The 13378-nt window shown below is 61.8% G+C and carries 9 protein-coding genes, 1 tRNA gene and 1 rRNA gene; 10 read left to right on the forward strand and 1 reads right to left on the reverse strand.

What is annotated here, in order from left to right:
- The first annotated feature begins 133 nt into the window (after positions 1–133).
- The 9 genes from AB5Y53_RS02770 (at position 134) to AB5Y53_RS02810 (ending at position 10145) form a co-directional block, all read left to right on the forward strand.
- Positions 134–209 (forward strand) — tRNA-Thr (locus AB5Y53_RS02770).
- 23 nt (positions 210–232) lie between these two features.
- Positions 233–347 (forward strand): 5S ribosomal RNA (gene rrf / locus AB5Y53_RS02775).
- A gap of 164 nt (positions 348–511) precedes the next feature.
- Positions 512–1477, forward strand: a complete 966-nt coding sequence (gene ebgR / locus AB5Y53_RS02780; protein ID WP_041214116.1) for a transcriptional regulator EbgR — start codon at positions 512–514, stop codon at positions 1475–1477.
- A gap of 321 nt (positions 1478–1798) precedes the next feature.
- Positions 1799–4873 (forward strand): beta-galactosidase subunit alpha, encoded by a 3075-nt coding sequence (ebgA, locus tag AB5Y53_RS02785; RefSeq protein ID WP_368181092.1) that lies wholly within the window; start codon positions 1799–1801, stop codon positions 4871–4873.
- Positions 4870–5325, forward strand: coding sequence for a beta-galactosidase subunit beta (locus AB5Y53_RS02790; protein WP_368181093.1), 456 nt, complete (start codon positions 4870–4872; stop codon positions 5323–5325). The genes ebgA and AB5Y53_RS02790 overlap by 4 nt, the downstream gene beginning before the upstream one ends.
- A gap of 102 nt (positions 5326–5427) precedes the next feature.
- The gene (locus AB5Y53_RS02795; RefSeq protein WP_368181094.1) at positions 5428–6873 is read left to right on the forward strand and encodes an amino acid permease; all 1446 of its coding nucleotides are present in this window, start codon (positions 5428–5430) and stop codon (positions 6871–6873) included.
- 76 nt (positions 6874–6949) lie between these two features.
- Complete coding sequence (locus AB5Y53_RS02800; RefSeq protein ID WP_368181095.1) at positions 6950–7288, forward strand: tRNA-binding protein; 339 nt, start codon at positions 6950–6952, stop codon at positions 7286–7288.
- Positions 7289–7454: 166 nt separating this feature from the next.
- Positions 7455–8900: an amino acid permease gene (locus tag AB5Y53_RS02805; RefSeq protein WP_368181096.1), complete on the forward strand. Its 1446-nt coding sequence runs from the start codon at positions 7455–7457 to the stop codon at positions 8898–8900.
- A 273-nt stretch (positions 8901–9173) separates the two neighbouring features.
- Complete coding sequence (locus AB5Y53_RS02810; protein ID WP_010672464.1) at positions 9174–10145, forward strand: bile acid:sodium symporter family protein; 972 nt, start codon at positions 9174–9176, stop codon at positions 10143–10145.
- A 57-nt stretch (positions 10146–10202) separates the two neighbouring features.
- On the opposite strand, the gene ovoA is transcribed toward AB5Y53_RS02810, so the two are convergent.
- On the reverse strand, positions 10203–12350 hold the full coding sequence (gene ovoA, locus AB5Y53_RS02815; protein ID WP_368181097.1) for a 5-histidylcysteine sulfoxide synthase: 2148 nt from the start codon (positions 12348–12350) through the stop codon (positions 10203–10205).
- A 298-nt stretch (positions 12351–12648) separates the two neighbouring features.
- Here ovoA and AB5Y53_RS02820 point away from each other — a divergent pair, with 298 nt between their 5' ends.
- Positions 12649–13371, forward strand: a complete 723-nt coding sequence (locus AB5Y53_RS02820; protein WP_010672466.1) for a DUF2807 domain-containing protein — start codon at positions 12649–12651, stop codon at positions 13369–13371.
- Positions 13372–13378: the final 7 nt, after the last annotated feature.

Genomic DNA, 13378 nt, shown 5'->3' on the forward strand with positions numbered 1-13378 from the left:
TGACCCCATGCCGAACTCAGAAGTGAAACGCTGTAGCGCCGATGGTAGTGTGGCATTCGCCATGCGAGAGTAGGACACTGCCAGGCACCCAATTTTAGATTACGCATTGAGCGTGGTCTTTACCGGTTAGTGTGCTGATATGGCTCAGTCGGTAGAGCGCATCCTTGGTAAGGATGAGGTCCCCAGTTCGATTCTGGGTATCAGCACCATTTTCAAGCAGTACAAGCTTTTGCCTGACGGCAATAGCGCCGTGGAACCACCTGATCCCATGCCGAACTCAGAAGTGAAACGCGGTAGCGCCGATGGTAGTGTGGCATTCGCCATGCGAGAGTAGGACACTGTCAGGCACCTATTCAGAAGAGGCCTCCCATGCGGGAGGCCTTTTTGCATTTCTGTCCTCCCGCCGCAATTCCCTGCTTCTATTTCAGTAAAAATGCTGGGCTATCAATGGATTGCTCGTTACTCTTTAGCCGTTGCCCGATGAACACGTGATGCTGCCTGCGAGGTATTGATGGCTACGTTGAAGGAAATTGCACAGGAGGCGGGGGTATCGCTTGCTACCGTATCCCGTGTGCTGAACGAGGACCCCAGCCTGAGCGTCAAGGACGAGACCAGGCAGAAGATCTTCGAGATTGCCGAGCGGCTGGAGTACAAGACCAGCAGCGCCCGCAAAGGGGTGCACAAGAGCAAGCTGCAGCTCCTGGCTGTCTACGCCTATCCCCAGAGCACCGAGGTCAACGATCCCTATTACCTCGCCATCCGCTACGGCATCGAGACCCAGTGCACCCGCCTCAACATCGAGCTGGCCCACTGTTACAACGGTGCCGAGGGGCGTGAGCTCTCTGCCGTCGATGGCATCCTGGTCATCGGCCATCTGCCGGAAGAACGGCTGGCCGTGCTGCGCGGCCTGTCTGCCCAGCTGGTGTTCGTGGATTGCCGCTCCCAGGGGGATTTTGACTCGATTGACGTGGATCTGGCACTCATCAGCCAGCAGGTAGTGGACTTCTTCATCGCCGAGGGCCATCAGCGCATCGGCTATATCGGTGGCCAGGATGATGGCCCGGATCTGCGGGAACTCGCCTTTCGCGATTATGGCCAGCGGCTTGGCGTGGTACAGGAGAGCGATCTCTATCGCGGAGACTTCTCCAGCGCTTCCGGCTACAAGCTGGCGAAGGAGATGCTGGCCGGCGACTGGCCCAGGGCACTGTTTGTCGCCTCCGACTCCATCGCCATCGGCGTGCTGCGTGCCATCCACGAGAAGGGACTGGCGATTCCCCAGCAGATCGAGCTTATCAGCGTCAACGATATCCCGACCGCCAAGTTCACCTTCCCGCCGCTCTCCACGGTGCGGATCCACTCCGAGTTGATGGGCTCCCAGGGGGTCAACCTGCTGGTTGAACGGCTGCGTGACGAGCGGGATATCCCGCTGCGGGTGCTAGTACCGAGCAAGTTGACCCTGCGTGGCACCACGCGCTGATTTTAGTAAAACATTCTGCATTTTAGTCGCACCATCTTATGGTGGTGCGACTCCTCTCCCAAGCAAACTGCTTTGCAATATCATCCAATGACGTCACATCACATTGTTTTATAGTTGATTTTACTGCTATTCAGCCAGCTATCATCAACATCCATGCCACTCATCTATACCTTGCCCTCCTTTGTCTCCCGCTTCTGATCTCGCTCACAAAACCATCCGCTCACTGTGATCAGGTTAAAACTTTACCTATTCAAAACTGATATTTAGTAAATATTTATCTAGAGTTTACCCAGTTAACGTTGCCTTGTTCCGGGAGGACATGTGAATAACTGGGAAAACGTCCAATTCATTGGTGAAAACAGGCTGGCTCCGCGCGCCTACTTCTTCTCTTATGCCGATCACGGGCTGGCGGCCACCATGCAGCGGGAGCTGAGCCGCCGTTTTCTGAGCCTTAGCGGTCAGTGGCAGTTCCACTACTTCGACCACCCCCTGCAGGTGCCGGAGGCCTTCTATCACAGCCCCATGAGCGACTGGGGCCAGATAGCCGTCCCCAACATGTGGCAGATGGAGGGGCACGGCCAGCTGCAGTACACCGACGAGGGCTTCCCCTTCCCCATCGATGTGCCCTTCGTGCCGACCAACAACCCCACCGGCGCCTATCAGCGCAGCTTCACGCTGAGCCCGGCCTGGGATGGCGAACAGGTGATCATCAAGTTTGACGGGGTGGAGACCTACTTCGAGGTCTATGTGAACGGCCACTACGTCGGCTTCAGCAAGGGGAGCCGCCTTACCGCCGAGTTCGATATCAGCGCCTACGCCAAGGTTGGCGAAAACCTGCTGTCGGTGCGGGTGATGCAGTGGGCCGACTCCACCTATATCGAAGATCAGGACATGTGGTGGATGGCGGGGATCTTCCGCGACGTCTACCTGGTGGGCAAACCGGCCGCCCATGTGCAGGACTTCTTTATCCGCACCGCGCTGGCTGATGACAATCAAAGCACCACCCTGAGCTGCGATATCCAGCTGGAAAATCTTGGTGCGCCAGCCCGTGATCACCGTCTGGTCTGGTCGCTGCTGGATCAGGGCAGCGAGATCGCCAGCGGCTCGCTCGACCATCTCGCCATCGACGGCAAGTGTGATTGCCGTTTCACACTGGATCTGGCCAATCCCCATCTGTGGAGTGCCGAAGACCCTTACCTCTATCAGCTGCAGCTCTCCCTCTACAACGGTCAGGGCGAGCTGCTGGAAGTGATCCCGCAGCGGGTCGGGGTGCGTGAAATTACCGTCAAGGATGGCCTCTTCTACGTCAACGGCCACTACCTCAAGCTGCACGGGGTGAACCGCCACGACAACGACCACCTCAAGAGCCGCGCGGTCGGCATGGATCGGGTGGAGCGCGATATCGTGCTGATGAAGCAGCACAACCTCAACTCGGTGCGCACCGCCCACTACCCGAACGACCCGCGTTTCTACGAGCTGTGCGACCAGTACGGTCTGTTCGTGATGGCGGAGACCGACGTGGAGACCCACGGCTTTGCCAACGTCGGCGATCTCAGCCGCATCACCGACGACTCCTTCTGGGGGCCGGTGTTCGTGGACAGGATCGAGCGCCATGTGCACGCCCAGAAGAACCACCCCTCCATCATCATCTGGTCCCTCGGCAACGAGTCCGGCTACGGCTGCAACATCAGAGCCATGTACCAGAGCTGCAAGGCGATCGACCCGACCCGGCTGGTGCACTACGAAGAGGATCGTGACGCCGAGGTGGTGGATGTGGTGAGCACCATGTATTCGCGCGTCTCCCAGATGAACTGCTTCGGCGAGTTCCCGATGGCCAAGCCGCGTATCCTCTGCGAATACGCCCACGCCATGGGCAACGGCCCGGGTGGCCTGAGCGAATACCAGCAGGTGTTTGACCGCCATCCCCACATTCAGGGCCACTATATCTGGGAGTGGTGCGATCACGGCATTCTGGATCAGGACGAACAGGGCCGCCCCGTCTACAAGTACGGCGGCGACTACGGCGACTACCCCAACAACTACAACTTCTGCATGGATGGCCTCATCTATCCGGATCAGACCCCGGGGCCTGGCCTGCGCGAATACAAGCAGGTGATCTGCCCGGTCAAGGTGCGCGCGCTGGATCTGGCGAGCGGCAAGCTGGCGGTGGAAAACCGCTACTGGTTCTCCACTCTCGACGATATCCGCCTGCTGGTTGAAGTGAAGGCCGAGGGCGAGCTGCTGGCCAGCCAGCAAATCCGGTTGGAAGGGATTGCTCCCGGTGCCATCACAGAGCTGCAACTCGAATTGCCCACGCTTGATGGGCGGGAAACCTTCGTCCAGCTGCGGGTCATCAAGGCCAGTGCCACCCGTTACAGCGCGGCGGAGCACGAGCTGGGCCAGTACCAGTTCCAGCTGAAAGAGTCGACTCGCCAGCTGCGACCCTTTGCCAACCCCAATGCTACGGAATTGCAGATTGCCGATGAGCGCCTCGCGCTGACCCTAAGTGGCAGCGGCTTCGCCCTGCGCTTCTCGCGCCTCGACGGCAAGCTGGTGAGCTGGCAGCAGGATGGTAATGAGCTTATCGAGCGAGCCCCACGCCTCACCTTCTTCAAGCCGATGATCGACAACCACAAGCAGGAGTACGAGAGCCTGTGGCACCCGAACCACCTGCAGATCATGCAGGAGCACTTCCGCACCTTAAGCTGGCGCCAGCTGGGTGACGCGGTCGAGGTGACGGTGGAGAGCCTGATCGCGCCGCCGGTGTTCGACTTCGGTATGCGCTGCCGCTACGTCTACACCCTGAGCCCGAACGGTCAGCTGCACGTGGCACTCTCCGGCCAGCCCTACGGCGGTTATGACGACATCATCCCCAAGATCGGCTTCGAGCTGGGTATTCGTCAGGATCTCGACCGGGTGCACTACTACGGCATGGGGCCGGGCGAAAACTATCAGGACAGTCGCCAGAGCAACTGGATCGACAGCTTCCAGAGCACAGTCAGCGAGATGTGGGAGCACTACCCCTTCCCGCAGGACAACGGCAACCGCCAGCAGGTGCGCTGGGCGACCCTGACCAACCGTCACGGCGCCGGTCTCTACGTGCGACCCGATGCCCCCATCAACCTGAGCGTCTGGCCCTACAGCTGGGAGCATATCCACGGGGCGCAGCACATCAACGAGCTGGAGCCCTGCGGTTATCTCACCCTCAATCTGGATCACAAGGTACTGGGGCTGGGTTCCAACTCCTGGGGCTCCGAGGTGCTGGACTCCTGGCGGGTGCGCTTCGAGCCGTTCAGCTTCGGTCTGACCCTGCTGCCCATTGCCCGTGGCAACCTCAATCCGGCTGCGCTGGCCGGGCTCGATCTCACCATCAACGGCGGGAGGAACCTCGCATGATCACCCTGGACAACCTGACCCTGTTCAAAAACATCTACCGGGAGGGCAAGAAGTGGGGCCGCTGCGTGGAGGCCATCAACAACCTGCCGAACCTCAAACCCGGCATCTGCCACTCCATCGGTGACTCCCTCACCTACCGCTTGCAGGAGGGGGCCAGCCCGGCCACCTCCCTGTTCGAGGGGCAGCGCCGCTACTTCGACGTCCACTACTACCTGGAAGGGGAAGAGACGGTGGAGTGGGCCCCCAAGTCGGATCTGCGGGGCGAGCAGGCCTATGACGACACCACAGACCGCGAGTGGCTGGCAGGCGAGGTGCGTGAGCGCCAGCAGGTCGGCAACGGGCAGGTGGTGATCTTCGAGAACGACGAGGCCTACCGATTCGTCGGCGACGGGCCGGTGCGCAAGGTGATCATCAAGGTCACCGTCGAAGGCGGCTACTTCAAGAACAAATAACAAGCCGCCGGTTCTGCACTGATAAAAGCCGGAAGGGCGGGGCTCACCCTACACATCATGCCCCGCTCTTTCGCGAGATAACTACAGGTCTGGAGATGCACCATGTCTGATTCCAAACGCAATACGATAGGCAAGTTTGGTCTGCTGTCGCTCACCTTCGCGGCGGTATTCAGCTTCAACAACGTCATCAACAACAACATCGAGATCGGTCTGGCCTCGGCCCCGATGTTCTTTCTGGCCACCCTTTTTTACTTCATTCCGTTCTGTCTGATCATTGCGGAGTTCGTGTCACTGAACAAAAACTCCGAGGCGGGGGTGTATGCCTGGGTGAAGAGCTCCCTCGGCGGCCGCTGGGCCTTTATCTCGGCCTACACCTACTGGTTCGTGAACCTCTTCTTCTTCACCTCCTTGCTGCCGCGGGTCATCGCCTATGCCTCCTATGCCTTTCTCGGCTACGAGTACATTCTCACCCCGGTGACGACCACGGCATTGAGCATGGTGCTGTTTGCCTTTGCCACCTACGTCTCCACCAACGGCGCCAGGATGCTCGGCCCCATCACCTCGGTGACCTCGTCCCTGATGCTGCTGCTGACCCTCTCCTACATTCTGCTGGCAGGTGCGGCACTGGTGGGCGGCGTACAGCCAGCCGACCCCATCACGGTAGAGGCCATGGTCCCCGATTTCAGCTGGGCCTTCCTGGGCATCACTACCTGGATCTTTATGGCGGCCGGTGGCGCCGAGTCGGTGGCGGTCTACGTCAATGATGTGAAGGGGGGCTCCAAATCCTTCGTGAAGGTGATCATCGTCGCCGGGATCTTTATCGGGGTGCTCTACTCCATCGCATCGCTGTTGATCAATGTGTTCGTTCACAGCGACACCCTGAAATATACCGGCGGCTCGGTGCAGGTGTTCGAGGGGCTGGCGGCCTACTTCGGTTTGCCGGAGATCCTGATGAACCGCTTCGTCGGGCTGGTCTCCTTCACCGCCATGTTCGGCTCCCTGCTGATGTGGACGGCGACCCCGGTGAAGATCTTCTTCTCCGAGATCCCGGCCGGCATCTTCGGCAAGAAGACGGTCGAGCTGAACGAGCACGGCGTGCCCGCCCGTGCAGCCTGGATCCAGTACCTCATCGTGCTGCCGCTGATGGTGATCCCGACTCTGGGCTCCAACACCGCGCAGGATCTGATGAACACCGTCATCAACATGACCGCCGCCGCTTCCATGCTGCCGCCGCTGTTCATCATGCTGGCCTACCTCAATCTGCGCCTGAAGCTCGACCACCTGCCGCGGGAGTTCAAGATGGGTTCGCGTACCACCGGCATCGCCGTGGTCTCGGTGCTGATCGTCCTCTTCTCGGTGGGCTTCCTCGCCTCCACCTTCCCGACCGGCGCCGACATCATGACCATCATCTTCTACAACGTCGGCGGGATCGTGATCTTCCTCGGCTTCGCCTGGTGGAAATACAACCGATATGAGGCCTCCCTCAGTGCCGAAGCGCGTGCCAAAGAGGCCCAGCCGACGGCGCAGGTCGCCATGCAGACGCCATAGGCACTGCATTGAATTCCAATCAAGCCGGGTGGCCTCTGGCCACCTGCAAACCATTGAACCAGAAAAGGAAAAGAGCATGAGTGAGACGATCGAGTTTGCCGAATTCAAGCGGGTCGAGATGAAGGTGGGCAAGGTGTTGGAGGTGGTGCGTCACCCCGGGGCCGACAAACTCTACATCGTCCAGATCGACGTGGGTGGCGAGCGGCCGCTGCAGACCGTCACCAGTCTGGTGCCTTACTACAGCGAAGAGGAGCTGATGGGCAGCGAGGTCGTGGTACTGACCAACCTCAAGGCCACCAGGATGCGCGGCGAGCGATCCGAGTGCATGTTGCTCTGCGCCGAGACCCCGGACGAGAGCCAGAGCGTGCTGTTGCAGCCGCGGGTGCCGATGGCGCCGGGCACCCCGATCGTCTGACTGGTATTGCGAGCCGGTGCGGGAGACGGCACCGGTTCACCAAGAAGGCCGTCCACGCGGCCCGCTCATAACAAGAGAGTAAAGGGCAGGGTCGACAGACCCTTACCAAACACATCACAGAGTCACAGCGTTACCCGCAGGGAGCGCGAGTCCACTGGAGGACACCATGTCTGAATCCGTACGCGGCACCATAGGCAAGTTTGCCCTGTTGTCGATGACCTTTGCCGCCGTGTTCAACGTGCGCAACATCGTCAACAACAACATCGAGCTGGGGCTCAGCTCCGCCCCCATCTTCCTGCTGGCGACCCTCGTCTACTTCATTCCGTTCGTTTTCATCATTGCCGAGTTCGTCTCGGCCAACAAAAACTCCGAGTCGGGGATGTACGACTGGTTGAAAAAGCCGCTCGGCACCCGGATGGCCTATCTGGGCTCGTTTCTCTACTGGTTCGTGAACCTGTTCTGGTTCGTCTCCCTGTTGCCCAACGTCATCGCCTACGCCTCCTACGCCATGCTGGGCTATGAGTACAGTTTCTCGCCCATGGTCACCTCAGTCATCTCCATCGTGCTGTTTGCGGCGGCGACCCACATCTCCACCAAGGGGGCGAGCTGGCTCGGCAAAATTGCCGAGATCGTGGCCTACGGGGTATTTGCCCTGTTCGCCATCTATGTGCTGGGCGCCCTCATGGCCCTGAGTGGCGATCATGTGCCGGCCCAGCCCATCACGCTGGAGGCGATGACTCCCACCGTCAACTGGGCGACCCTCGGCATCATGTGCTGGATCTTCCAGGCGGCGGGCGGTGCCGAGACGGCAGCGGCCTACCTCAATGACGTGAAGGGGGGCCAGAAGTCCTTCATCAAGGTGATCATCAGCGCCGGTATCGTCATCGGTGCCATGTATGCGGTCGGTTCCCTCTTGGTGAACGTGTTCGTTCCGCGCGAGAGCCTCACCTATGCCGGCGGCATGGTGGAGATCTTCACCGGCATGGCGCAGTATTTCGGGCTTTCCGAGGCGCTGGTGGGCCGCTTCGTCGGCGTGGTGCTGTTCATCGCCATGTTCGGCTCCATGATGATGTGGACCTCGGCCCCGGTGAAGATCCACTTCTCCGAGATCCCACAGGGGGTTTACGGCGAGAAGACCACCCAGCTCAACGAGCACGGCGTGCCGGTGCGCGCCGCCTGGTGGCAGTTTGTCTTCGTGTTCGTGATGCTGGTGGTCAATGGCTTCGGCTCGGAATCGGTGCAGCAGATGATGAACACCGCCATCAACCTCACCGCCGGTACCGCCATGCTGCCGCCGATCTTCATCATGGTGGCCTACTTCGTGTTCCGCTGGAAACATGACGACACCCCCCGCGAGTTCCGCATGGGGTCGCGCACCTTCGGGATGGGCGTGGTGTCGGTGCTGATCGCCATCTTCGTGGTGAGCATGAGCGCCTCCGCCTTCCCGGCCGGGGTGGATCTGGTGCGCGCCTTCTTCATCAACGTCTTCATGACCGCGGTATTCTCGGCGCTGGCCTACTGGTGGATCTCCCGCTTCGAGAAGCGGCAGGCCCGCAAGCTCGCCAGCAATGAGAAGAAAAGCGGCAACGGCAAGCTGGCCAGCCAGCGCTGATTGGCTGGGTGAAAAAGCGTGACGGGCGGCCTTGGTCGCCCGTTTTTTGTTGGCCGGATCCGGGGCCGGAGGGGCAAAATCGTTTAGTTTTGCTGTGAGAATGCGCGTTATCGTTTAACAAAATGAAACAAATGAAGCTGCCGCTCAACTTTGCACCACAGGGTGTTCGGGGTAAGCTTGTCCCTTCGTATCCGGGGTCGCCGCCTGATGATGCCTTCCCCGTGCCCTGTCGTCCCCATCCCGTGCGGGACGCGCTTTCTCTGGAGACTCTCCGTGCGTCTGGATCCTTTTACCTCTGTGCTGATTGCCGTGGTGGCCCTGGCCTCCTTCTTCCCCTGCGAGGGGCAGGTGGCCGTCTGGTTCGGTCTGTTGACCAAGCTGGCGGTGGCGCTCTTGTTCTTCATGCATGGTGCCAAGCTGTCGCGCCAGAACCTGCTGGCGGGCCTCGGCCACTGGCGGCTGCACCTGGTGGTGATGGCGAGCACCTTCCTGCTCTTCCCGCTGCTGGGGTTGCTGCTCACGCCGCTGGTGCCCCAGTGGCTGAGCCCGGCCATCTATCTCGGCTTCTTGTATCTGTGCGCCCTGCCCGCCACCGTGCAGTCGGCCATCGCCTTCACCTCCATGGCGGGGGGCAATGTGTCGGCGGCGGTGTGCAGCGCCTCGGCCTCCAGCATCCTCGGCATCTTCCTCTCACCGGTGTTGGTAGGGCTGATGATCAATGTGCAGGGGGAGGGGGTCGATACCTGGCACTCCATTCAGGCCATCATGGTGCAGCTGATGCTGCCCTTCGTGGTGGGCCACCTGTCACGCCCCCTCATCGGTGGCTGGGTCGACAGCCATCGCCCGCTCATCGGCAAGCTGGATCAGAGCTCCATCCTGCTGGTGGTCTATGTGGCCTTCAGCGAGGCGGTGGTGCAGGGGATCTGGCACCAGGTCGGCTGGTACGATCTCGCCAGCATCGTGCTGCTGAGTTGCGTGCTGCTGGCCCTGGTGCTGGGGTGGAACGTCTGGATCAGCCGTCGCCTCGGTTTCAACAGGGCGGACGAGATCACCATCGTCTTCTGCGGCTCCAAGAAGAGCCTGGCCAACGGGGTGCCCATGGCCAACGTCATGTTCCCCGCCGCCAGCGTCGGTGTCATGGTGCTGCCGCTGATGATCTTCCACCAGATCCAGCTGATGGTGTGCGCCGTGCTGGCCCGCCGCTACCGCGAGCAGGAGGCGGTGCCCCAGGTTCAGGAGGGGTAAGCGGTACGGATAAAGAAGAGGGAGGCCATGGGCCTCCCTCTTTCGTTTGCCGCGTCGTCAGCGTTTGCGCCAGACGGTGAGCTGGGCCACTGTGTGCTGGTACTTGCGGGCGGTCTCGCGGATGACGAAGGGGACGTCCCTCGGGGGCATGTGCTCCTCGAACTCCTCCGCCAGCAGCCGTTGCAGCGCCTGATAGGTGCCGAGGGCCTCGCCATTTTCCCGGATGCCACCGAGCCAGTTGGCCTTGGGGGTGTAGTCGGTCAGCCAGGTGTAGGGGCTGGTGAGCACCAGCAGGCCGCCGCTGCGAAGGCGCGGAGCAATGTCCCGCAGGAAGCGGGCGGGCTCCCGCAGCCGGTCGATCAGGTTGGAGGCGAGCACCAGATCGTAGTCACCGTACTTGGGCTTGAGGTTGCAGGCATCCCCCTGGCTGAAGTGGACCCGCTCGCTCTGCTCGCGACCAAGCTCGTGGCGGGAGAGGCGCGCCTCGCAATACTCCACCAGATCCCCTTCCACCGGCACCGCGTAGCGGAAGCTGTCCTGCCTTGCCAGGGTCAGGGCCACGTCGATGAAGCGGGCCGAGTAGTCCACCCCGTCCACGTGGGCGAAGCGGCGAGCCAGTTCGAAGCTGGCGCGGCCGGTGGCGCAGCCGATATCCAGCGCCCGCTCATGGCGGCCGCAGAGCTCACTGGCAAGACCGGCCAGAGCCTCGGCGTAGTTGGCGACCCCGAAGTGGCTCGGACCGTACTGGAAGTCGAGATACTGGGCGACGAGGGTGTCGGTTTCATAAGGGTTCACGATGACGGGCTCCTGATGGCGTGAGACCAGGTAGCGGAAGCCCGCGTGCTGGAAGAAGTGGCGACGGAAGGCGTAGCGGGAGGACTTGAGCGCCTCGTTGCCGGTGCTGATCCAGCTCCCGCCCTTGATGAGGGTGTGCTTGCCGTCGAAGGTGGGGGTGGAGAAGTCGTCGTAGAGGGGGTGCACCTTGAACCCCTCGAAGCCGTCGATGGCGGTGCTGGTCCACTGCCAGACGTTGCCCACCAGATCGAAGAAGCTGCCCTGGGGGCAGGCATCCACCGGGCAGGAGGAGGCGAAGCGGGCCAGGTTGATGTTGCCGGGCGCCTCCATCCAGTCCGGCTGATCGCCGGCCAGTTGCTCCCGCAGCAGCATCCACTCCCCCTCGCTTGGCAACTGGACGGGCAGGCCGGTCTGATCCGCCTTCCAGCGGCAGAAGGCGGCGGCCTCCAGCTGGTTCACCTCCACCGGCCAGTCCCAGGGCATGGGGACCTGCTCGGTCATCAGCCGCAGTTGCAACTGCTCGGGTTCATTGGGATCGCCGACCCAGAAGGTAGGCATGCGGGCGTTGGCATACTGGCGCCAGCCCCGGCCCTCGTCGTCCCACCAGGCGGGCGCTTCATATCCGCCCGCCTGCACGAAGGCCAGGTACTCGGCGTTGCTCACCAGCATGCGGCTGGCCTGGAAGGGGGCCAGCTCGATGTGGCGCTCGCCATATTCGTTGTCCCAGCCGTAGGTGGCATCCTGTTTGCCGAGGCGCACCTGGCCGCCGGCCACCGGCAGCAGGGTGTTGACGGGGACGGCGGCGAGATCGTGGCGCGCCTCGGGGCAGACCGGCCACTGGGGCTGGCTGCGCACCCAGGCCAGGGGCAGCTGGCGGATCAGCACGCTGGAGGTCTCGAGGTGGATGCGCTCGTGCTCTATCCCCATCAATATGACCCAGGCCGGGCTCTGCCAATGGATGGGCAGCTCGATCGGCATCCGCTCGATGAACTCACACACCAGGGCGCGCACCCGGCCGCGGTAGTCACGCAGCTCGGCCACCGTGGGCCAGTCGTAGTGGGTCTCGTCCAGATCGTCCCAGCTCATCTCGTCCACCCCGATGGCGACCAGGGCCTCGATGCGTGGGTCGAGCCGACTCTCGATGAGACGGGCCGCCAGCAGCTTGTTGACGAAGAAGGCGGCGGTATGGCCGTAGTAGAAGATGAGCGGGTGGCGCAGGGGGATCGCCTTGTTGAACCAGGCCCGCTCGTCGGCCAGGCAGTCGAACAGCGAGTCGTAGAGATCGAAGGTCTGGCAGAAGTAGGCGAGCAGCTCGCGGCGCTTGTGGTCGGGATCGTCGCCGGTCAGCAGCGGGGTGCGGGTGGGGGCAGGCAGGCCCGGATGGACGAATGAGTGGCTGGCTTGGGTCACGCTCTGACTCCTTGTTGATTCTGGCGGGTGAAGCAGCGATGGAGTGCTCTATACGCACCAGGTATCACTATTGGCTCAACGAACCGGGGCGGCAACCAAAAAAATGGGTCAACACCCCCCTTCGGGTGTGGTCAGATTGACCAGATTGTGGTTTGAATGACTCTTCGTTATGGACCCTTTGAGCCTCGAAATATTGAAATGGATATATAAATCATGATGTTAACCATATGGCACAGGGTTTGCTGATTGCCACTCACCTGCCGCGCCGTGCGGCAAAGAGGAAACGAGGAGTAGCGGGATGAAATGGATGCTGGGCGTGGTGCTGGCCCTGGGACTGACCGGATGCAGCTGGCAGGATGACGTCAAGGTGCGCGGGGAGGGGGCCGTGGTGGAGCAGCAGCATCCCCTGGGGCATGAGGTGACCCGGGTGCTGGCGGGCGTGCCCGCCAACCTGTACCTGGTGGCGGGAGAGAGCCACACCCTCAGGGTCAAGGGGGAGGCCAACCTGCTGCCCTATCTGGTGCTCACCGAGAAGGGGGAGAAGCTGGAGATCGAGGTCAAGGATGGCTACCGGCTCGACCCCACCCAGCCGTTGGAGATCACCATCACCCTGCCGACGCTGCACGAGTTGGCACTGGCGGGGGTTGGCAACGGCGCCTTGCGCGACTTCAAGGGGGATGATCTGGTGCTCTCCCTGGCGGGCACGGGGGACATCGTCGCCAGCGGGCTGACGCTGGATCGGCTGGAGGGCAACATCGCCGGGCTGGGCAACCTGGATCTGGGGCAGGGCTCCGCCCGGGTGATGGCGCTGAACATCGCCGGCGCCGGTGGCGTCAAGGGGGCCGGGCTCGCCAGCGAGGAGGTCGAGGTGAGCATCGCCGGCAGTGGCGAGGTCGAGGTGCGGGCCCAGTCGCGGCTCAAGATAGAGATCGCCGGTGCCGGTGCGGTCAACTACTGGGGCAGCCCAGCGCTGACCAGCGAGATCGCGGGTTCGGGTCAGGTGAGCCGGTTGGGGAGCTGATCCCATC

This window comes from Aeromonas sp. R7-5, from assembly GCF_040908015.1.
Taxonomy (GTDB): Bacteria; Pseudomonadota; Gammaproteobacteria; order Enterobacterales; family Aeromonadaceae; genus Aeromonas; species Aeromonas caviae.